Source organism: Paenibacillus sp. FSL R5-0345 (assembly GCF_000758585.1).
Taxonomy (GTDB): Bacteria; Bacillota; Bacilli; order Paenibacillales; family Paenibacillaceae; genus Paenibacillus_AQ.
Window position 1 is genome coordinate 464463 of the sequence record NZ_CP009281.1, and the last position, 21016, is coordinate 485478.

Sequence of the window (21016 nt, forward strand, 5' to 3'; positions counted from 1 at the left end):
GGGGAGATCAAATTGCTTAGAAAGTCTTTTTTCACAAAACTACTTATTGCCTACCTCATTATTGTATTCGCTTACACGATGATTGCGGTCTGTCTGTCTTTTTTTAAGGACAGTCAAAGAGTGCGTTCAGAACTTAGTCAGAATCAGCAGAATTTTCTGATGCAATCGCGTGACAAAATTGATACGAAGCTCGGTGTTTCTTTCAATTTAATTGCGCAGTTGAGATTAGATGAGCATGTCGTTAAATTCGCTGAAAAAGAACGCAATTACTATGAGATCACACAAACCTCATATGCACTGCAAAATCATATAGATGCATTCTCTGAATTCGGCTACAGCATCGATTTAATGAAGACTAACGACGATCTGGTCATTACGCCGCAAATCTCGTCGGATAGAAGACGTTATATGGAAGATATGGGGATGACTAATGAGGATTTTTCACAATTAGGCACAGACAGCACGAGCCCAAATATAACGCTATCGAGTAGCCGAAATACTTCGGTGGGAGATGAAAACGCATCCATAATAATTGTTAATCCAGAAAGGGTAGGAATAGGGAATTCATTGTTTTTCGTTGTCTCATTCTTTGAGCAATTACTGCTGCCGCCCCTATCATCTGATACACAAGAAGCTTTTGCCATTATCGAGAATGGTCGATACGTTACGCTCAAATCAAGCTTTGATGATAAACGGGGCAAGGAATTGCTTACTTATCCACTGGCACAACTAGATGGGCAGGCAACCGCTGATTACACCAAGCTGTCCAATGAGGAATTCGATTTCCATTTGATCCGCTCGAAAACGATGCCACAATGGTCGTATATGTATGTTACACAGAATTACTCATTGGCAGACTCCTTTACACCGAACTTGAAAGGGGCTGTACTTCTACTAGTTATTCTCATCATTGTTGGACTTGCGTTCGCATATACAGTTTCCAGACGCATGTACCGGCCAGTGGGTCATCTCGTCGGCTTGTTCAAAAGCTACGGTGAGCCTGCGGGTACAGACGAATTCGCTTTTCTCAATGAGACAGCGACGAGTATAAGTAAAGCTAATGAACAGATGAAATCTGCACTAAATGAGCATAGACTCTCAATGAGAGACAAGTTTCTGCGGGATTTGCTGCATGGATTAATTTCTCCTGACAAGGTGGATGATCTGCTAAATACGCATCAACTACAAAGCCTTTCTGCCAACTTGAGCGTTTGCGTGATTTCCTTCTCAAACAGTAAGGAATTGGAGGAGCAATATTCGAAAGAAGCGATTCTTACGATAAAATCAAAGACTTCCTTGATCATTTATGAGCAGTTGAAGGTTCATTTCCCTTGCGAGCTGCTTGATCACGATTTCACTAAATTTGTCTTCATAATCAGGGACTCCGATACGGAATCGATTCAGAAGAAGCTCATGAAAGCGATGGCTCAAGTCGAGGATGCACATGCGTATGGATTGACTGCAGCTGTCGGCCAGCCCGTAGCCTCTGCTGGTGAAATCGACCGCTCCTTTATCCAGGCGCTTGATATCCTGAAGCGGAGATCGGCAGTGGATAAGACCTCCGTCATCACTTATAAACAACTCAGCCAAGTTCAGATGGTTAGCTATTATTATCCTATCGATACGGAACGCGAGCTGATTAGCTATGTGATTCGAGGCAAACGGGAAAATGCATTAAATACGCTAAACCGGCTTCTATCGGAAAATCTGGAGCAAAGGCAGTTAACGCGGCAGCAGCTCGACCAGTTCAGCTTGCTTGTGTTGGCTACACTGAGTCGAATTATTCAGCAGTTGAATATGTCTTTCGAAGAATTCGTTCAAGCCCACAAGGATTCTCTGGACATTGTGCAGCACGGCGAATCGAAGGAGCTGATGGTTTCGGCCATCACGACCTTATTTAGCGCTATGCTCGATACGATTGATCAGCAGAATGAAATGATGGATAACAGCACGGTAAAGCGGATGATCGAATATATTCACGACAACTACAACAGGGATTTATCACTTAGCATGATAGCGGAGGAGTTTAACTTCTCTCCCGGGTATGTAAGCATCGCATTCAAAAATCATTCCGGCGAAAATTTTAAAGATTACTTGAATTTTTATCGTGTGCAGCAAGCCAAAGAAATTATGCGTCAACAGAAAGACATTAAGATTGGTGATTTGGCGCTGATGGTCGGCTGCAACAATGCGAACACGTTTATTCGCATGTTCCGGAAGTATGAAGGGTTAGCTCCTGGCCAATACGCAAAGAAGCTTAACGAGAAGCAATAAGATTTCAAGGCTTTATATAATGAATATTGATGATTCAACAATAGCCGCCTAGCCTAAGTGCCAGGCGGCTATTGTATGTTCGACGGACGTTTCTCTATAACGAGAAATTGTTGATACATAAAAAAATGCACATTAGAGGCCATGACATAAAGAGTTGGTGGTAGATGAAATAATGGAGATAGACAGCGCTTACATTCATTCCTATAGTTTAAATTGCAACGCTGACCTTTCATATGGGAGCGCTCCTGAGGGGATCAGCTAAACATCGTTGCGAGAGGAGAAGAGGGTGCTGCTTAACTTTAAAGAAATAAAAGCCAACTTTATCAGAGACCGTTATCTTTATTTGCTCCTGATACCGTTTCTGGCTTGGTATATCATCTTTGCGTATAAGCCGATGTACGGTCTACAAATCGCCTTCAAGGATTTCAGTGTATATAAAGGAATCGAAGCTAGTCCCTGGGTTGGGTTTGAACACTTCGAGACCTTTTTTAAAAGTCCATATTTCTGGCGGCTATTAAAAAACACAGTATTGCTTAGTTTGTATCAATTGCTGTTCGCGTTTCCTGCGCCGATTATCCTCGCTTTGTTATTTAACGAATTGAAGAATGGAGTATTCAAAGCAACGGTGCAGACCTTCACGTATTTGCCCCATTTTATTTCGGTCGTTGTCGTAGCTGGGATTGTTACTAACTTTTTGGCTCCTAGCAACGGCATTGTCAATATCCTGATCGAAATGATGGGAGGAGAAAAGCAATACTTTCTGACCAATCCCGATTATTTCCGTACGATTTTTATCGGGTCCATGGATATTTGGAAGGAAGCGGGATTTGGTACCATCATCTATATAGCGGCTTTGTCGGGCGTCAATCCGGCCTTATATGAAGCGGCGGTTATCGATGGGGCTAATAAATGGAAGCAAATGTGGCATATCACGCTTCCCGCCATCATTCCGACGATCGCAATCATGCTTGTCATGAAGGTGGGTTCCATGCTGGAAGTCGGCTATGAGGCGATTATTCTTCTGTATCAGCCAGCCACCTATGAGACGGCCGACGTTATTAACACCTATGTGTACCGGTCTGGTCTGCAGGATGCACGTTACGACCTGGCTACAGCTGTGGGACTGTTTAATGCCGTCGTTGGATTTATTCTCGTCGTATTTGCTAACAAGATGAGCAAGAAGTTAACGGAGACTGGATTATGGTAGGTGATGGAAGATGAAAAAAACCAGAGGCGAAAAGCTGTTTTATATCTTTAACTGTGTATTTCTTGGAATAATCGCTTTGCTTGCATTGTACCCATTTGTCTATGTCTTATCCGCATCCATCAGCTCCTCCCAAGCGGTCGTTACAGGTAAGGTGATCTTGCTGCCGCGAGATATTAACTTTGACTCCTATGCAAAGGTATTATCGGAAAAGGGAATTTGGATTGCCTATTTAAATACGTTCTATTACACCATATTCGGCGTAATCGTCAATTTAATTCTCACCATTTGCGGTGCCTATGCCCTGTCAAAGAAACGGGTTATGGGACGTACGGCCATCAGCTTCTTTATTGCGCTGACGATGTGGTTCCAACCGGGCATGATTCCGATGTATCTCAATTTCCGAGATTTGAACATGCTTGACAGCAGGTTTACGATCGTTATCGGTTTTGCCATTACGACCTTCTATGTCTTCCTTATGAGAACGTTCTTCCAGAGCATTCCGGAGGAACTCGAGGAAGCGGCAAAGGTTGACGGAGCAAATGATTTAACGATCTTATGGAAGGTGTATCTGCCGCTGTCTAAAGCTTCTCTTGTGACGATAGGTTTGTTCTATGCGGTGCACCGTTGGAACGGCTACTTCTGGACGATGATTCTTCTGAGCGATGAGAGTAAGATACCGCTACAAGTTCTGTTAAAGAAGCTGATCGTGGAAATGAACGTGAGCGACGAAATGGGGAATATGGCGGTATATTCTAAGGAAACGATCATTTATGCGACGATCATCGTCTCTATTATTCCGATTGTTGCAGCCTATCCCTTCATTCAGAAATATTTCGTTAAAGGGACCATGATCGGCTCCGTCAAAGGTTAATGGCTGTCTCAATCTTTTTACTATGAAATCAAGAAACCAATAAATGGAGGTCGTGAATGTGGGTAACAAAACATGGATGAAATCATCAGCTGTAATCATGGTGACTGTCGGTATGCTACTGGCAGGCTGTAGTAATAATAACGTTCCACAAAATAGCGCAAGTTCAGCAAATGATTCAAAGGAGTCGGATACAAAACCGCTATCCGGGCACCTGATCGTTAAAGATCCGCTTGAACTGACGATCCACATGCATTACTCAGATAAGTTTATATTCGACGATAACTGGCCCGTCTTCAAGGAAGCGGAAGCCATGACCAATATTAAGCTGAAGGGAACCGCATCTAAAGCCTCGACGAATAGTAAAGAACTATTCAACACAATGATGGCTTCCGGAAAAATTCCGGATCTGGTTCATCATCAAATTAAGGAGCAGTATGACAGTCTTGGAATTGAAGGGGCCTTTCTTGAGCTTGATGAATTGATCGAAAAGCATGCCCCGAACATTAAAAAGTTCTTTTCCGAACATCCAGATGCAGCCAAATATATGAAAGCCTACAACGGAAAAACGTATTTCCTTAACTTTACTCCGGATGGGCCGGCTGCTAAAGGCTGGTTTGTACGCCAGGATTGGTTGGATAAATTGGGACTTGAGCAACCGAAAACGGTAGATGAGCTGTACGCGCTATTGAAAGCATTCAAAGAAAAAGATCCGAACGGTAACGGAGTGAACGATGAAATTCCATACTTCAGCCGGACAAAGCTGGATGGGATTTATGATCTGCTGATCCAGTGGGGCGTGCGGGGCGGGGCCGATGCGGCCAAACGCGGATTTTACGCGGACAACGGTGTCGTGAAGTACGGCATGTATGAGCCAGGATATAAGACGGCCATTGAAAATATTGCGAAGTGGTATAAGGAAGGCTTAATCGATAAAGAAATCTTCACCCGCGGAGCGAAAGCGCGTGACATTTTGCTCGCAGACAATGTCGGTGGCATGACGCATGACTGGTTCGCCAGCACGGCTAATTTTAATGACATTCTTGCAGCTAAGATTCCGGGCTTCTCCTTTGTTCCGATGACGCCTCCAGCGAATACCGAGGGCAAAGTCGTCGAAGAGAGCTCCCGTAAAGAGACGCATGCGAGCGGATGGGGAATCTCAGCGGCAACCAAACATCCCGTCGAAGCGATCAAATATATGGATTTTTGGTTCTCCGAAGAGGGCCGGAGACTAATGAACTTTGGCATCGAAGGAAAGGATTACGACCTCGTGGACGGCAAGCCGAAGTTTAAAGATTCTGTATTGAAAAATAAAGAAAAGACAGTGATCCAACAGCTTCAGGAAGAGGGAGCACAGATCGAGCTGGCCTTTCATCAAGACTATGCTTACGAAGAGCAATGGACCAACGCGACTGCATTGAAAGGCATCAAGGAATACATTGACAATGGCTATATTATGGAGGCTTACCCGCCGATTGCGTATACGGATGAGGAACGGACCAAATTTGAGGAGTTAAATGCTGGCGTACTGACTTATGTGGAGGAGAAGCTTCAGAGATGGGTGCTTGGCGTGGAACCGATCAACGATGAGACATTCAGTAAGTATATCAAGGAATTGGAAGGATTAGGAATAAAGGATTTGCTTGCTTTAGAGCAAGGTGCATACGACCGTTACATGAAATAGCTGGAGTCGCTCCTTCCGGAGTCTTAATGATTTCGGAGGGGGCATTTCGAATTCGAAATAACATAATGGAGATGAATAAATGAATCTACAATCATGGCTGAAAGAGCCGATGTCTACGACGGAGCTGTTAGCTAACTTGCGATCACGGCTTGAGCCGATGGACGAGAAAGCCGCCTATATCGCAGCACATATGCCTGATCATGTGCGCGAGACGATCACGAATGCCGAATTCGCCTATCAAGGAATGATCATGCTTCCCGGTACGGGGGGAGTCAGGGAATTTGTCGGGAATCCGCCCAGCTGGCTGGAGCGCAGACATAATGACAATGAATATTTATGGCAGCTGAATCGCATGAATCATTGGCAGGACTTACTGGAAGCTTACTCGCTTACCAAGGACGCGAAGTATGGACTCAAGGTCATCGACGAAATGCTGGACTGGATCGAAACGGTTACTATTCCTGAGGACTTGCTCGATAAGCCGATCGGCTATTTTACGGAATGCCATCCGCTGAGGGTTTTGGAGATTGGTATCCGGGGCTACAAAATTTGGCCGCTTGTCTTGGAGCATCTAGGCCGCTCGGAGCTGTTTACGGAGGCAGTATTAGAGCAGTATTTAACGGTCATTTACAAGCAAGTAAAAGCTTTGCGTAACGTGTCACCTCAGCTGTGGCCTAAAGCGGATCATAACCATTATTTAATGGAATGTTTGGGACTTCTGACGACTGCCCTTTACTTTCCCGAGCTGAAAGAAGCTGAGGAATGGAAGGCTTTTGCGATCGAGGGCATCGAAAAGTGCAGCATGGCGCAACTGACAGAGGACGGCGGTCAAATCGAGGGCTGCCCATCGTATCATAATGGCTGTATGTTCTGGTTTGGGCTGGCTGTGGTTCTGGCTAAGCGTTTCCAGTTTCAGTTCTCCCCAGCGTACATGGAACGGTTTAGAAAAAATCTGGATTACTCCATTTACTCGTTAAGACCAACCGGGAAATGTGTACCTGTAGGTGATTCCTATGCGAACCCGCTTGCTGTAATGTCCGGTGTCTATGGGTATTTTGCGTTGGATGATGTTTCTTGGCTGGGGCTAGCAACGAACTTGATCGATGTGACTGAGGTGGTACGGGAAGCAAGCAAGCATGTATGGAGAGCACTCGATGTCCGCCAATTCGTGGAAGAGCTGCATTCTCTGCAGGGCAGACAATTTGTATTAGATAAGCAGACGACATTCTGGAATCGTACGCTAGATCAAGCGATTATCCGCAGCGGCTGGGATTCAAAGGCTCTTAGCTTTTTGTTTATATGTAAAAGCCCAATACAGAATGCCCACGCCCATATCGATCTGATGAGCTTTGATTTTACGGCGCTTGGAAAAGACATGATTTGCGATCCCGGATTTTTTTGTTATCGGGATGATGAAGACCGCAAACAGTTTAAGAGCTCAAATTATCACTCCACACTGCTGATCGATGAGCGAGATCATTTCGAGTATATTTCTCCGTTTAAATTCGGGCCGCAAAAGCCCGGTGGAATCTACAATGTAGAAGATAGAGGCTTCTACCGGCTCGCCAGTGCTTGTCATACCAACTACGATCCGGTTGTTCATCACCGGCATATTTCGCTAGTGGATAATCGATTCGTGCTTATTGCCGATCGGGTAGAAGGGCTGAATGACCATAGCGTTCAGCGCTATTTCCATCTAGATTTTGTCGAGGTGGAAGAGAACAAGAACGGTGTGATCGCGACAAGTAATATTGCGAATCTCGCGATAGCGACAAGCCATACGGGAGAATTGAATCTCTTGAAGGGAAGATTATCCGATGAGACCGATCTCTCAAGGCCTTCGACAAGGGTCCGCTTTCAGGATAGGTACAGCGGTACTATGAATTTCTTGACCGTGCTTATTCCTTTTCATGGGGTGCAACAGCCTGCCGTTCAGATTATTGAAGAAGAGGAAAGTGTATTCAGCTTCGAGCTTGGAGATCAGTACTTGGTTTCGATAAACGAAAGAGATATGCACATAAGCAAACGGGCTTAAAAAGGGGGGACCCTTAGAAAGTTAAATATAGGAGTGAGCAGATTGTTGAACCTTCAGGCTGATGATCAAATTTGGGTAGATAATGTCATTTCTAAACTAACGGACAAAATGGACGCCGTATGTGAACGATCAAGAAGCAAAATTCCATATACGACAAGAAATGGCACGCACGACAATCAGATTGAAAAAGATATCAACTGGTGGACGAATGGATTTTGGGGCGGTATGATGTGGCTCATGCACCATGAAACCGGCGCTCAGAAGTACAAGGAAATCGCCAATTTCACGGAAGATGCATTGGATGCCTGCTTCCATCAATTCTACGGTCTGCATCATGATGTCGGATTTATGTGGTTGCCTACGAGCTTGGCCAATTATAAAGTTACCGGAAATCCGGAATCCCGTAAGAGGGCAATGCATGCCGCCAACTTACTTGCTGGACGATTTAATCTGGCAGGCGGATTTATCCGCGCTTGGAACGATGATACGGCCAGCGAAGATACAAGAGGGTGGGCGATCGTGGACTGCATGATGAATCTCCCGCTTCTCTATTGGGCGAGCGAAGAGACTAACGATCCGCGATATGCGCAAATCGCAATGAGGCATGCGGACACCGCTTTAGAAGCTTTTATCAGGCCGGACGGTTCCGTGAACCATATCGTGGAGTTTGATCCGTTCCATGGAGGAGTAGTCCGAACTTACGGCGGCCAAGGCTACGAGGATGGCTCGTCCTGGACACGTGGGCAGACCTGGGCTTTATACGGCTTTATGATCAGTTATACACATACGGGAAAGCCGGAGTATTTGCAGGCGGCCAAACGGGTGGCGCATTATTTTATGGCTAATATTCCGGATAACGGGGTTATTCCAATCGATTTCCGGCAACCGAAGGAGCCCGCTTACGAAGACTCCACGGCAGCGGTGATCGCAGCTTGCGGACTGATCGAGATCACCCAAGTTGTTGGCGAGCACGAAAAGGAGGTCTACCTGAACGCTGCGCTGAAGCTCCTGAGAACAGTGGACGCTACTCGCTGCGACTGGACGACCGATTCCGATCATCTTTTAATGAACGGTTCAGCAGCGTATCATCATAAAGACATTCATGTTTCAATCATTTATGGCGATTATTATTTCATGGAAGCTGTGTTCAAGTTAAAGGGGAACGACTTGTTTTTGTGGTAGTGAAATGATATACCAGATGTGCTAATCAGATTAATGGGAGTAATTGCATAGTTTAATGAGAATCGTTGATTCCAAAAGCCGCCTTGCGTATGTGCTAGGCGGCTTTATTATTTTTGGACAGACATTCCGTTATTCCGAGAAACTGTTGTATGTTCAATATGGGAAGAGGGGTAAGCGTTACCTGAACTATGCTGATCCTTGCCTGTGTACCACAGAGTCGTATATAGTTGGAACAGCAATGCTGAACGGTGCTAAGCTTAGTGTATGTTAAAGAGCTAGGAGGAGAACGGTATGGGGACGACAGGAAAGCTGGATATACGTCATGAATGTCCTTCAGTGGAACAGTATTTAGCGCTGAGAAAAGAAGCTGGTCTGAGTGAAATGAGCGCGGAAGGGGCTGGGATAGGATTGCCTCGATCTATTTTCGCGGTTACCTTGTATGAGGAGAATACCTTGATCGGGATGGGCAGGGTGATTGGCGATGGGGGATGCTTTTTTCAGGTCACGGATATCGCGGTTAAGCCTTCACATCAAGGACGGGGTTTAGGCAAATTGATCATGGGGGAAATTAGGCAATTTCTTCATACTGTACCGGACAAGGCTTATGTAAGTCTGATTGCAGATGGGGAAGCCTCGAAATTGTATGCACAATATGGCTTTGAATCGGTCATGCCACGTTCTCAGGGAATGTTTTTGCGCCCTTAATGCGAGTACATGCTGTTCAGTAGAGAGTGCCCCTTGTGTTGGTTAAGGGGTTTTTCGTTTGGAAGTTAACTTATTGGGAATCTGATTTTAAATAACCCTCGTGGGATAAATAATGTTTAAAGGTTGTAAGGGAAAAGCTATTGAGACGAGTATTGAAAATACAAATAAGTAGGAAGGTCGTACAATGACCTTATCTAAACAAAGTGAGGAAAAACAGATGGATGTTGTAGTATTGGGTGCTTCAGGAACGATTGGAAAGGCGATTGTACAGGAGGCTTTAAAAAGAAAACATGAGGTAACCGCTGCGGTACGTAACCCAGAAACGTTCACTCTTGAACATGAACGTCTGCACATCACGACAGTAGATGTTCTAGATGCTGCTTCAGTTGCAGCTGCAGTCCGTGGACATGAAGAAGTCATTAGTGCTTACGGTCCAGCAGTCGGCCAAGAGAAGGATTTGATAACAGCAGCGAAGGCGATTGTAGGGGGAATGCAAGAAGCTGGGCTTAATCGATTGCTGGTTGTTGGTGGTGCGGGCAGTTTGAAGACAGAAACCGGAGAGCTGTTGATGGATACGGAAAAATTCCCTGCTGAGATTAGACCGTTGGCTGAGGCACATGCGGAAGCTTATGAAATCTATAAAAACACAGAGCTGGACTATACGTATGCCAGTCCTGCCGCGGAAGTTCAGTCAGGTCGACGTACAGGTCAATTTCGCATTGGACTCGACCGTCTCGTTTTTGATGAGAATGGCGAAAGCATGATTAGTGTGCAGGATTTTGCTGTAGCTATGGTAGACGAGCTGGAAGAGGGGAATTTTAGCAGGACGAGATTTACTGTAGCTTATTGATATCAAGCTAGTTGTGGATTGAAGTGTAGCGGAAAGGGGCCGAATCATGTATCTGGTAACTGCTGAGCAAATGCGGCAGCTGGACGGAGAAACGATCCAGCGGCTGGGGATTCCAGCGATTGCGCTGATGGAGAATGCGGGAAGAGTGATCGCAGAGGAGATTGTTGCGCTGTGCCGGCGGAGAGGTGGAGCGAGCTGCAGAAATGCAGCCGATGGAGAAGACGCCGGGCGGACGGATGCCGCGCTTCCCGTCGCGGCATTTCAGGTCAGCGCAGATCATGCGCTGACCCTGGACCATGCCGCCGACGAGCGATGGTTCATCCTCGTCGGCAAAGGCAACAACGGCGGCGATGGCCTCGCCGCCGCACGGTACCTTCGCGAGACGGGCATTGCCGTCAAGCTCGTCTATGCGGTGCCGCCGGAGTCGCTCTCCGGCGAGGCCGCCCTGCAGCGCGATGCGGCTGCAGCCATGGGCCTGCCTGCCGTGGTATACAGCAGGGACCGGCTGGACCTTGCCGAGTGCAGCGGCATCTTGGATGCGCTGCTCGGCACCGGCGCCGCGGGAGCCCCGCGCGGCGCCTATGCGGAGCTGATTGCCGCAGCGAACAGCAGCGGCAAAGTGATTGTGTCCGCGGACATCCCGAGTGGTCTGAACGCGGACACGGGTGAGACGCATGAGCCTTGCATTCATGCGTCGGTGACGGTATGCCTCGCGTTTCTCAAGCGAGGCCTCCTGCAATACCCCGGCGCAGGCGCTGCGGGGCATGTGAAGGTCCGGGCCATCGGCATTCCGACTTCTCTGGCCTCAGAAAGCGGTGTGCAGGTTCACCTGCTGACACCGGAAGTGCTGCATGCCCATCTAGGCGTAGATATAGCCCGCCGGCGTTCGCCTGAGGGCCATAAGGGTACTTATGGGCATGTCCTTCTTGCCGCCGGCACCTTAAGAATGAGCGGTGCCGGACTGCTCTCTGCCCGTGCTGCGCTCCGGGCAGGCTGTGGGTTGGTGACATGGGCGCTTCCTCAGAAGTTGATGCCTGCTATCATCGGTTCTGCCCCTGAACTCATGCTGGCCGATGTTGGAGGCAATGAAGATGGAACCTGGCAAGCAAGGAGCGTTTCAGAGCTGCTGAAGCTAAGTAAAGAGCGAGATGTTCTTGCCGTTGGTCCCGGTCTTGGTCGATTTGAGGCCGATACAGAATGGCTTCGCAATCTCTGGGAAGGAACGGATTGTCCTCTGGTGATCGATGCCGATGCCTTGAACATATTAGCTGAAGCTGATTACAAGAGCTGGGCAAGTAGACGCCATCCCGTGATTCTGACGCCTCATCCAGGTGAGATGGCTCGCCTTGCTAGTATAACAACAGCTGAGGTGCAACGGGACCGCATCAGACTGGCTACAGGTTATGCGAAAGAGCATGGGATTACACTCGTATTAAAAGGAGCACATACGGTTATAGCAACGCCAGAAGGGCAAGCTTATGTAAACACCACAGGCCATCCCAGCATGGGCACTGGTGGAGCCGGTGATGTGCTAACGGGCATCATTTCCAGCCTGCTGGCTCAGGGACTGAATGAGACACAGGCAGCAGCTTTTGGTGTATATTTACACGGATTAGCAGGGGAGAGAGCTGCCCGTCAGCGCAATAATCCAGCGGCTATCATTGCCGGTGATATCATAGAAGCACTCTGAGTGCAGCTTATAACAGCAGTAAGCAGAGCAGCGGTAGAAATAGTGCAAATACAGGCAGTAGCAGAGGGGAGCGCTCCACACCCAGTTGCGTCACCCGTAGCAGCAACAGTCCCAAAATTCCTGCAAAACCCCATAGCAGTAGATCTGCACCTTGTTCTGCTGCTAGCCATAGACCTGCACCGAAACCTGCGGCAACGTATACAACAAGGGAAACGATGTGGGATGTGGAGCGTAGGAGGCGCAGCAGAACATCGGCTACTAGTGCTGCTGGCAGTCCATAAGCGTAAATCGCATATGGGATTGAAAGAGGCCAACCCTCAGGTACGCCGTTATGTTGTGGAAACCCAAGCATAAGTAAGGAGATAAGGACGTACGTTAGCCCTGCGCAGGCTAATTTTGTTAAGGCATACATGCCACTTGTTAAACGGACAGAAGGAATATCATAATCGGGCATCTTATTCATAGGTATACATTCCTCTCATGGTGTGTTGTGTATCAGCTTGTACCCATGTCTTCACCGTTGACATGAATACACGTCGGCGGGGATTCATTTGATTTTCTAGACTTGGCTGGCTGCTTTGGTGCTGTGTGGGGAAAATGACGGGCTGGTCCTTACATCCTGTTCGTTCCCCATAATAGGGGTAGGTGGGATTCATTTTTCTAATACACTCCTCCTTGCCTTCTATCCTCCGTATATTTCTATGCTTGCGCCCAGAAAAGCGTGCGCTGTCTTTAATACATATGCGTTTATAAACCCGAGTCGGAGGAGGCGCTTGTCCAAAGTGAATGATTGGCGAAAAATCGATGATTTGAATCGTGGAACCGCGGTTCAGAAAGAGGTCTATAACCTTCTTACAGAGCTGGATATTATGAATTTACTAACGGACTATAATCCCTTGTTGGTTGGGACAATACCGCTTGGAATTCAAGTGGAGGGCAGCGATTTGGATATCATTTGCGAGGTTCATGATCCTGCGAAGTTTAAGGCGCTAGTTGTTCGATATTTTGGAGCCATGGAGGGGTTTGTTAGCGAATCGCGGGTGGTTCAAGGCATACCTCGAACGAAAATTAACTTTATGGCAAAGGGCTGGCCTATAGAACTGTTTGGACAGCCGAGGCGAACGGAGCTCCAGAATGGTTATTTGCATATGATCGTTGAAGCTGAAATTCTAGCTCAAATGGATGATGCTTTTCGCAAACAAATCATTTTTTTAAAGACAAGTGGATGGAAGACAGAGCCTGCCTTTGCGAAAGCTCTGGGATTAGTGGGAGATCCTTACGAAGCGCTGCTGGAGCTGGAAAAGCTTCCTCGAAGTGCTCTTCATGCTTTATGCCGTTCTGTACAAGCGAGGGGACAAGTATGATTTATAGAGAAATGGTTGCGGATGATTATGAAGCTGCTTATCAGCTGTGGGAGCATACAGAGGGGATGGGACTTAGCGAAGCGGATTCAAAGCCGGAAATTCTGCGTTATCTGGCGCATAACCGAGGCTTTAGCCAGATTTGTGAGAATGAAGATGGCCAGATGGTAGGTACGGCATTATGCGGGCATGATGGGCGAAGAGGCTACATGTATCATGTTGCAGTTCATAATGACTGCCGGGGGATGGGTGTTGGTCGTAAGCTTGTGACTCGCTGTCTTGAGAATCTCCGTACAGCCGGTATTGCCAAGTGTCACCTGATGGTTATTGGAACCAACGAACAAGGAAGAGGGTTCTGGGAAGGGATGGGCTGGCAGTATAGAAGTGGAATTATGCTGTACTCCCAGGATATCTTGTGATACTCAGGGCATGAAATAGAAATACTAGCCTTTGAATAAGCAATGTTAGGCATTGCATATCACAGCAAATGTCACGGTGAACTCCGACAGCTAGTGCAGTATACTATATAGGAGTACGATAATTGCCTATTCTTGCAGGCAGGAGGTCTTTTATGCGTTTTAAGGATGTATTTTCAATTATTGGTCCGGCAATGGTCGGTCCCTCAAGCTCACATACCGCTGGAGCGGCACGGATCGGGAGGGCTGCAAGGCAGGTGTTAGGAGAAGTACCGCGTGTAGCCGAGGTAACATTTTTCGGTTCTTTTGCAGCAACTTATCAGGGACATGGTACAGATCGAGCGATTGTTGGAGGGTTACTTGATTTCACTACCGACGATCATAGGCTTCCAGATTCCCTAGAACTGGCGGTTGAAGCAGGGATGGAAGTTTCTTTTAAACAGGGAACAGGCCTGTTTCCACATCCCAACACAGTTAAGCTGAACCTTATCGGACAAGAAACAGGAAGCAAACTGACACTAATAGGGACATCTATTGGTGGCGGGAACATCGAGATTGTCGATATCGACGGTTTTGGGGTGAAGCTTACAGGGATCTATCCAACGGTTCTGATTAATCATATGGATTATTTAGGTGTTCTGGCGAGTGTTACGGAAGTGATGCGTAACGGACAGTTTAATATAGGGCATATGTCTCTGGACCGAAAAAATCGCAGTGGGGCAGCCTTAACGGTCCTGGAGCTGGATGAAGCAGCTACACCGGAGCTTATTGAAGCGCTTAAAGCGCTCACTGCTGTGAAATCGGTGAAGTTGGTTAATCTAAACGAAGGTAAGCAAGAAGAGAAGGGGAAGGAAAGTTTAACATGAATTTTCAAACACTTAGTGAGCTGGCTGTATTGTGTGAGGAACGGGGTCTCACCATTGGAGCGCTAATGCTCGAAGAGCAAAGCGCGGAATCTGGACGTTCCAGTGAACATGAATTCTCCACGATGCGTGAATATTATGGTGTGATGAAAGAGGCTGTTCATCGCGGGATGCATGAAGATACAACTTCACGCAGCGGTCTTACAGGCATGGATGCCCAGCGTGTAGGCGCATATAATGCAGCTGATGAGCCGTGCCTAGGCGGACCCGCAGGTCAAGCTATGGCTTACGCGCTGGCTGTATCTGAAGTGAATGCCTCTATGGGGCGGATCATTGCAACCCCTACTGCTGGTTCATGCGGGATTATTCCGGGTGTATTTCTCAGCTGTCAGGAGCGGTTTGGCTGGGATGATGATTATATGGTATCCGGATTGTTCGCGGCCGGGGCTATCGGTTATGTCATTGCCAATAATTCGTTTGTATCGGGCGCGGAAGGTGGCTGTCAAGCTGAGGTTGGTTCTGCTATTGGGATGGCGGCAGGCGCTTTAACCGAGCTACGCGGCGGAACGCCTGCACAAGCAGTGCATGCTGTCGGGCTAGCACTTAAGAATACCTTAGGTCTGATTTGTGATCCGGTTGGTGGACTTGTAGAGATTCCTTGTATTGTTAGAAACGGATTCGGTGCAGTTACCGCACTTGCCGCCGCAGATATGGCATTAGCGGGTGTTCGTAGTGTGATCCCATCTGATGAAGTCATCAAGGTCATGCTTGAGGTGGGCTCAGCAATGCCAGAGAAACATCGTGAAACTGCGGGAGGCGGTTTAGCACAGACACCTACCGGTCGTAAAATCATGCAGGATTTACGCAAAAAGAAGTAATCTATAAACCTTGAATCACAATTCTTCGTAGATTAGAGCATTTTGAAACGTTCCAGCTGATCCCATTGCCCTTCTTGCCGAAGGATTTCTGCCTGTCTAGGTCCAATGAGGTCAAAGTGGGGAAACGATGAACGATTATGAATATATTGGGCAGGCAATCCATTCTTCTCGCACCAATGTTTCAGTGTGGTAAGATTACTGCAGCCCACCTTGGTCACAGTAGTGATGTCAGGAAAGCGCGGATCCAGCCAATAATGAGTCAAGAAGGCGATCTCTCCTGCGGAGACCGCTTTTTTCCACCGGGATAATTCTTCTCTGTTGATGCCGAAGGCCATAACAGCTCCTCCTTATCTATTGTAGTTGACAACATTATAACCCATGAAAGGGGATTACATCATGAACGGACAAGTACGAGCGGATATTCGACCTGGGCTTGAAGTGGATATTGTGCTTAAGCAGGATCAGCCTACAGGCAAGCTGACACGCGGTACGGTAAAAGATATTCTCACGAACTCGCCTCGGCATCCGCATGGCATTAAGGTCAGATTAACAAGCGGACAGGTAGGACGAGTTAAGAATATTACAGGGAACTAAATAGCCTATACTTCTCCATATTAATAAGCGGCCCTAATCTCAAGGCATCTGTTCACGGGAACAGAACAGCCTTCAGAGATTAGGGCTTTTTGATTTAAGAGGTTATATTCGGCCCATAAAATCCTCAACAGATTTATCGGCTTTGGTCTGATTACACAACGTGCAAGCGCAGACGCAATTATCCGGGGTTGTGTGGCCGCCTTTAGCGCGAGGTAGTAAATGATCAATAGTATCCCCATAAGCGCCGCAGAAGTAACAGGTATAGCTATCTCTAGCTAGGATATAAGCGCGAAAATCCTTATTGCTATACAACCGCCTTATGGTTCGACGATTCACAACGATAGCGGCATGTTCCCTGACTAGCGTAACCGCAAGGGCTAGATCGATTTCCTGATGCCAGCGCCGTCCCTTATCACTATGGCCACGCATTAAGATCATCCCTTTAGCAGTGGGAATCAATTGGGTCGGATCTTCAGGATTTATCTTCGCACCTTGAGAAGGTGTATGTTTTCTTCGCTGCTCCAAACCACGTACGCGGCGGTTCGGATTGCATTGTCCTGAAGAAGCAGCGGCGGAAGATGATTTCCCCTCTTTGGAACGTTCCAATAGAGCCTGCTGATGGGTTTGGACCATATCAGGTTTTACCAGTAAGGGGTTTGCTGTGAGCTTTATATTTAGTGCTTCCCGTTGTTTACGACATTCACGGCAGGCACCACGGCGTGACTGCCCCTTGGAACGTTTGCCTGTACGTCTGCGAAACTCAGAGAGCGGCTTTTGTTTGTGGCAATAAGCACACTGTTTGGTAGATAGAAGGTCGGTATCATTCATAGGTATGTTAGGTGCAGCGCGTGTGTACGCATGTCCTGTCTCCTTGTTTTATAAGTTTCACACCATACTTTATGTCTTGAATTTCTCGCTTAAACACTTAGCGTCCTTATAAGGACGTCGGAGGCGTTCATGCTTAGGATTCGATGGCTTCTATTTATGAGATCGGTCAGGTGCAATATATTAGCTTCTAAACTTAGTATAACTTAAAGCGCTGTTGTTCACATCGTACGTAAAAAAATCAAAAACTCAGCGAAGTTTGTGATATGCATCTCGGTGAAATACAGGGAAAACTTGTAAAATACAAAAAGGGCAGATTCGTTTTCTAGATAGGGTTGCTCTAATTCTTATTTGGAAATGGGGAAGTGAAATGGAATTAACGAAGGGAAGGCCGGGTACAGTAACATGGCTTTATATTCTTCTTATTTTTTTGGGGGTTGGAGCGTTAGGAGGGGGCGGTGCTCTTGTAATAGATCCAAGCGGGGATCTAATGAAAATGCCGACTTCTATGCTGGAAAGATCGCCATTCTCAGATTTTTTATTCCCGGGTATTCTGCTATTTATCATATTTGGTTTACTGCCCCTCCTCGTTGTTTATGGTCTGATCAAGAGACCTCAGTGGCACTTGGTGGAACGATTAAATCCGTTCAAGAAATTATATAGCTTCTGGGCCTTGTCTCTGTACATCGGATTTGGGCAAATCATTTGGATAACGGTGCAGACGTACATGCTGAATAGTGTTGCTATTATACATCTGATCTATATGAGTCTAGGTCTGTTGATTCAGGCCGTTACACTACTCCCCTCTGTACAAAGTTACTTTTCGCTGGACGGCGGTACGGAAAGACGTTAAAATTGCAGTGAACATAAGGCATTTCATTTGTCAGGGCAAGGAGCGAGCCGATTTGACAACGATATACGATATTGCCAAAAGAACCGGTTACTCTCCAACAACGGTTTCTAAGGCGTTTAATAATTATTCCGATGTACGGGAGAAAACTCGTCAGGAAATATTCCGGGTTGCCCAAGAAATGGGATATTTGCCAAATTCACATGCCCGTACATTGACCACTAAGAAATCGTGGACCATCGGCGTGCTATTCGTAGAGAATACGGGATTTGGTATTCGCCATCCTTTTTTCAGCGCTGTGATCGAGAGCTTTAAGAAGGTTGCCGTGGAAAAGGGTTATGCCCTCATGTTTATCTCCAAAGATGTCGGCGGTAAGCAAAGTGGTTATTTAGAGAATTGCAGGATTCGTGGCGTAGACGGCGTTGTTGTCTTCTTGTCCGATTATGAGGATCCGTATTTCCGTGAACTGCTTGAGAGTGATATTCCTACGGTTATCGTGGATTTTGATACCTCTGAGACACATACGGTATGCTCAGACAATACAGTCGGGGCACAGCTGGCGGTGGAGTATCTAGCTTCATTGGGGCATCGCAAGATTGCTCATATCTCTGGTGGCATGAACACATTTCCAGGAAAAATGCGGGAGCTGGGATATATGTCCGCTATGAAGCAGCGAGGGTTTAAAGTACCCAAGACCTATGTTGTAAACGGAGCCTTTTATTCTCGGGAAAGCGGCTATAACGCGATGTTGGAGCTTCTTAAGCTCCCTGAACGTCCAACCGCGGTCTTTGCTTCAGGCGACTTATTAGCCTTAGGAGCTATTATGGCTGCTAAAGATAGTGGACTTTCCGTACCGATGGATATTTCAGTTATGGGTTATGATGACATCGATCTTGCCGAGTATGTCACTCCTGCACTGACAACTGTGCGTCAGGATACAGAACTTCTTGGGAGCCGTGCGGCTGACATTCTTTTAGCTTCAATTGAAGGCAAAGTGTTAGATAAGGAAGCAATTTTAGTTCCGGTGGAAGTGGTTGAACGGGAGTCTTGTTCACCTCCGATTAGCTGAATTTAGCTAGTATTAAAATCAGGATAAATCTTGACGAACTGAAAAGAGTCCTGCTAAAGTAAAGGACATCATAGCTTTTATTTTCTTAGTTAGTGGTATTTGATACATCTAATTTCGAGGGATGGAGCTATAATCGAATCATTGAAATAAAAATGCTCTTTCAATTGCTTTCGAAAGATCATTTTTTTTCGAAACAATCGAAACCGGTTTCGATTGTTTCGGTGGCTCATTGCTCCGAATATATAACATCGGAAAATGATCCAGTAAAGGGCGTCGAAGACGTTTATGCTTGGTAAGAAAACAATTCAGAGGAGATGGATGAAATGGCAAAAGTTCAAACTGTGGTAACTGCAAAAGATACAGGGGAACGCTTAACTCCAAAAGATGCAATTGTTTTTAGCGCAAGAGTAGGATCTGGGTCTGCCGATGTGGAGCTTAAGCCAGAGCAGGAGTTTCAAAAGATGATTGGATTTGGCGGCGCTTTCACTGAAGCTGCAGCCTATACGTTATCACGCCTGAGCCCGGAGAAACGGGCAGAGGTTATTCATCGGTACTTCCACCCTGTAGAGGGATTAGGCTATAGCATGGGGCGTGTTCATATTCATAGCTGTGATTTTGCCCTCGGAAATTATACGTATGTTGCTGATCATGATACAGAGCTAGCTACTTTTGATATCTCTCATGATCATAAGTGGGTACTTCCGCTGATAAAAGACGCCATGGAAGTAAGAGGCGGCGCATTCACGATGCTGGCTTCTCCTTGGAGCCCTCCGGCATGGATGAAAACAAATGGGGAAATGAATAACGGTGGATCATTGAAGCCGGAATACGCAGAGGTTTGGGCACGCTACTATACGAAGTTCATTGAAGCTTACGGAAAAGAGGGAGTGCCAATTTGGGCGGTTTCCGTGCAGAATGAGCCGGCTGCCGTTCAAGTCTGGGATTCATGTATTTATAGTGCGGAAGAGGAACGGGATTTTGTTAAAAATTATCTTGGACCGGTGATGCATCAGACAGGCCATTCAGATGTGAACATCGTAATTTGGGATCATAACCGCGATATTATGGTCGAACGTGCTTCGGCAGTACTATCTGATCCTGACGCAGCAAAGTATGTGTGGGGGACCGGTATTCACTGGTACGGAGGCGAGGAGTTCGACAAGGTCGAAAAGGTACATGATTTATTTCCTGACAAGCATCTGTTGTTCACAGAAGGCTGCCAAGAGGGCGGCGTTAAGCTGGGGGAATGGTTTACTGGCGAACGTTACGGCAGAAACATGATTGGAGATCTAAATGCGTGGACAGAAGGATACCTGGATTGGAACCTGGTACTGGATGAGACAGGAGGTCCCAACCATGTAGGTAATCTCTGCGATGCACCGATCATTGCAGATACGACAACAGATCAAGTGCACTATAACAGCTCTTATTATTACATTGGGCATTTCAGTAAATTCATTGCGCCAGGTGCAGTACGGATCGGATTTACGTCTGAAGCAGAAGGCATCCTAACCACAGCATTCCGTAATCCTGACGGAAGCATTGCTGTTGTACTGATGAATGAAAGTGAAGAAGTACACAATGTAACGTTAGGTCTAGGCGAAGAGATTGCGAGCTGCGAGCTAGCGCCGCATTCCATCGTAACGCATTTGATTTCATAAATAA

21 protein-coding genes are annotated in these 21016 nt (G+C 46.8%); 18 read left to right on the forward strand and 3 right to left on the reverse strand.

Annotated elements, in window-relative coordinates:
* Positions 1-12: 12 nt before the first annotated feature.
* The 10 genes from R50345_RS02085 (at position 13) to R50345_RS02130 (ending at position 12495) form a co-directional block, all read left to right on the forward strand.
* On the forward strand, positions 13-2274 hold the full coding sequence (locus R50345_RS02085; RefSeq protein WP_042123683.1) for a helix-turn-helix domain-containing protein: 2262 nt from the start codon (positions 13-15) through the stop codon (positions 2272-2274).
* Positions 2275-2560: 286 nt separating this feature from the next.
* Positions 2561-3481 (forward strand): ABC transporter permease, encoded by a 921-nt coding sequence (locus R50345_RS02090; protein ID WP_231574024.1) that lies wholly within the window; start codon positions 2561-2563, stop codon positions 3479-3481.
* A 10-nt stretch (positions 3482-3491) separates the two neighbouring features.
* Positions 3492-4352, forward strand: a complete 861-nt coding sequence (locus R50345_RS02095; protein ID WP_042123688.1) for a carbohydrate ABC transporter permease — start codon at positions 3492-3494, stop codon at positions 4350-4352.
* 58 nt (positions 4353-4410) lie between these two features.
* Complete coding sequence (locus tag R50345_RS02100; RefSeq protein WP_052414433.1) at positions 4411-6033, forward strand: extracellular solute-binding protein; 1623 nt, start codon at positions 4411-4413, stop codon at positions 6031-6033.
* A gap of 79 nt (positions 6034-6112) precedes the next feature.
* Positions 6113-8068 carry an alginate lyase family protein gene (locus R50345_RS02105; protein ID WP_042123690.1) on the forward strand — a complete coding sequence of 652 codons (1956 nt, stop codon included), beginning with the start codon at positions 6113-6115 and terminating at the stop codon, positions 8066-8068.
* A gap of 108 nt (positions 8069-8176) precedes the next feature.
* The gene (locus tag R50345_RS02110) at positions 8177-9250 is read left to right on the forward strand and encodes a glycoside hydrolase family 88 protein (RefSeq protein ID WP_081954226.1); all 1074 of its coding nucleotides are present in this window, start codon (positions 8177-8179) and stop codon (positions 9248-9250) included.
* A 55-nt stretch (positions 9251-9305) separates the two neighbouring features.
* Positions 9306-9521, forward strand: a complete 216-nt coding sequence (locus R50345_RS02115) for a hypothetical protein (RefSeq protein WP_042123693.1) — start codon at positions 9306-9308, stop codon at positions 9519-9521.
* Between the two features lie 20 nt (positions 9522-9541).
* Positions 9542-9955, forward strand: coding sequence for a GNAT family N-acetyltransferase (locus R50345_RS02120; RefSeq protein ID WP_042123695.1), 414 nt, complete (start codon positions 9542-9544; stop codon positions 9953-9955).
* A gap of 217 nt (positions 9956-10172) precedes the next feature.
* Complete coding sequence (locus tag R50345_RS02125; protein ID WP_042131800.1) at positions 10173-10805, forward strand: NAD(P)-dependent oxidoreductase; 633 nt, start codon at positions 10173-10175, stop codon at positions 10803-10805.
* 46 nt (positions 10806-10851) lie between these two features.
* A complete protein-coding gene (locus tag R50345_RS02130; protein WP_042123697.1) occupies positions 10852-12495 on the forward strand; it encodes a bifunctional ADP-dependent NAD(P)H-hydrate dehydratase/NAD(P)H-hydrate epimerase in 1644 nt (547 codons plus the stop codon).
* Positions 12496-12502: 7 nt separating this feature from the next.
* On the opposite strand, the gene R50345_RS30040 is transcribed toward R50345_RS02130, so the two are convergent.
* A complete protein-coding gene (locus R50345_RS30040) occupies positions 12503-12958 on the reverse strand; it encodes a hypothetical protein (RefSeq protein WP_052414434.1) in 456 nt (151 codons plus the stop codon).
* 319 nt (positions 12959-13277) lie between these two features.
* Between R50345_RS30040 and R50345_RS02145 the strand changes: the two genes are divergently transcribed.
* The 4 genes from R50345_RS02145 to sdaAA all read left to right on the forward strand — a co-directional run bounded on the left by R50345_RS02145 (position 13278) and on the right by sdaAA (position 16013).
* Positions 13278-13859 (forward strand): DUF4269 domain-containing protein, encoded by a 582-nt coding sequence (locus R50345_RS02145; RefSeq protein ID WP_042123701.1) that lies wholly within the window; start codon positions 13278-13280, stop codon positions 13857-13859.
* Positions 13856-14275: a GNAT family N-acetyltransferase gene (locus R50345_RS02150; protein ID WP_042123703.1), complete on the forward strand. Its 420-nt coding sequence runs from the start codon at positions 13856-13858 to the stop codon at positions 14273-14275. Before R50345_RS02145 ends, R50345_RS02150 begins: the two co-directional genes overlap by 4 nt.
* A 152-nt stretch (positions 14276-14427) precedes the next feature.
* On the forward strand, positions 14428-15138 hold the full coding sequence (sdaAB, locus tag R50345_RS02155) for an L-serine ammonia-lyase, iron-sulfur-dependent subunit beta (RefSeq protein WP_042123705.1): 711 nt from the start codon (positions 14428-14430) through the stop codon (positions 15136-15138).
* On the forward strand, positions 15135-16013 hold the full coding sequence (sdaAA, locus tag R50345_RS02160; RefSeq protein WP_042123707.1) for an L-serine ammonia-lyase, iron-sulfur-dependent, subunit alpha: 879 nt from the start codon (positions 15135-15137) through the stop codon (positions 16011-16013). The genes sdaAB and sdaAA overlap by 4 nt, the downstream gene beginning before the upstream one ends.
* Positions 16014-16045: 32 nt before the next feature.
* Here sdaAA and R50345_RS02165 read toward each other — a convergent pair whose 3' ends face one another.
* Positions 16046-16348 (reverse strand): hypothetical protein, encoded by a 303-nt coding sequence (locus R50345_RS02165; protein WP_042123708.1) that lies wholly within the window; start codon positions 16346-16348, stop codon positions 16046-16048.
* A 61-nt stretch (positions 16349-16409) separates the two neighbouring features.
* Between R50345_RS02165 and R50345_RS02170 the strand changes: the two genes are divergently transcribed.
* Positions 16410-16607, forward strand: coding sequence for a YwbE family protein (locus R50345_RS02170; RefSeq protein ID WP_042123710.1), 198 nt, complete (start codon positions 16410-16412; stop codon positions 16605-16607).
* 102 nt (positions 16608-16709) lie between these two features.
* On the opposite strand, the gene R50345_RS30615 is transcribed toward R50345_RS02170, so the two are convergent.
* The gene (locus R50345_RS30615) at positions 16710-17435 is read right to left on the reverse strand and encodes an HNH endonuclease (RefSeq protein ID WP_042123712.1); all 726 of its coding nucleotides are present in this window, start codon (positions 17433-17435) and stop codon (positions 16710-16712) included.
* A 367-nt stretch (positions 17436-17802) separates the two neighbouring features.
* Between R50345_RS30615 and R50345_RS02180 the strand changes: the two genes are divergently transcribed.
* The 3 genes from R50345_RS02180 (at position 17803) to R50345_RS02190 (ending at position 21012) form a co-directional block, all read left to right on the forward strand.
* Positions 17803-18285 (forward strand): hypothetical protein, encoded by a 483-nt coding sequence (locus R50345_RS02180; protein WP_042123714.1) that lies wholly within the window; start codon positions 17803-17805, stop codon positions 18283-18285.
* A gap of 52 nt (positions 18286-18337) precedes the next feature.
* On the forward strand, positions 18338-19351 hold the full coding sequence (locus tag R50345_RS02185; RefSeq protein ID WP_042123716.1) for a LacI family DNA-binding transcriptional regulator: 1014 nt from the start codon (positions 18338-18340) through the stop codon (positions 19349-19351).
* 323 nt (positions 19352-19674) lie between these two features.
* Positions 19675-21012, forward strand: a complete 1338-nt coding sequence (locus R50345_RS02190) for a glycoside hydrolase family 30 protein (RefSeq protein WP_042123717.1) — start codon at positions 19675-19677, stop codon at positions 21010-21012.
* Positions 21013-21016 lie beyond the last annotated feature (4 nt).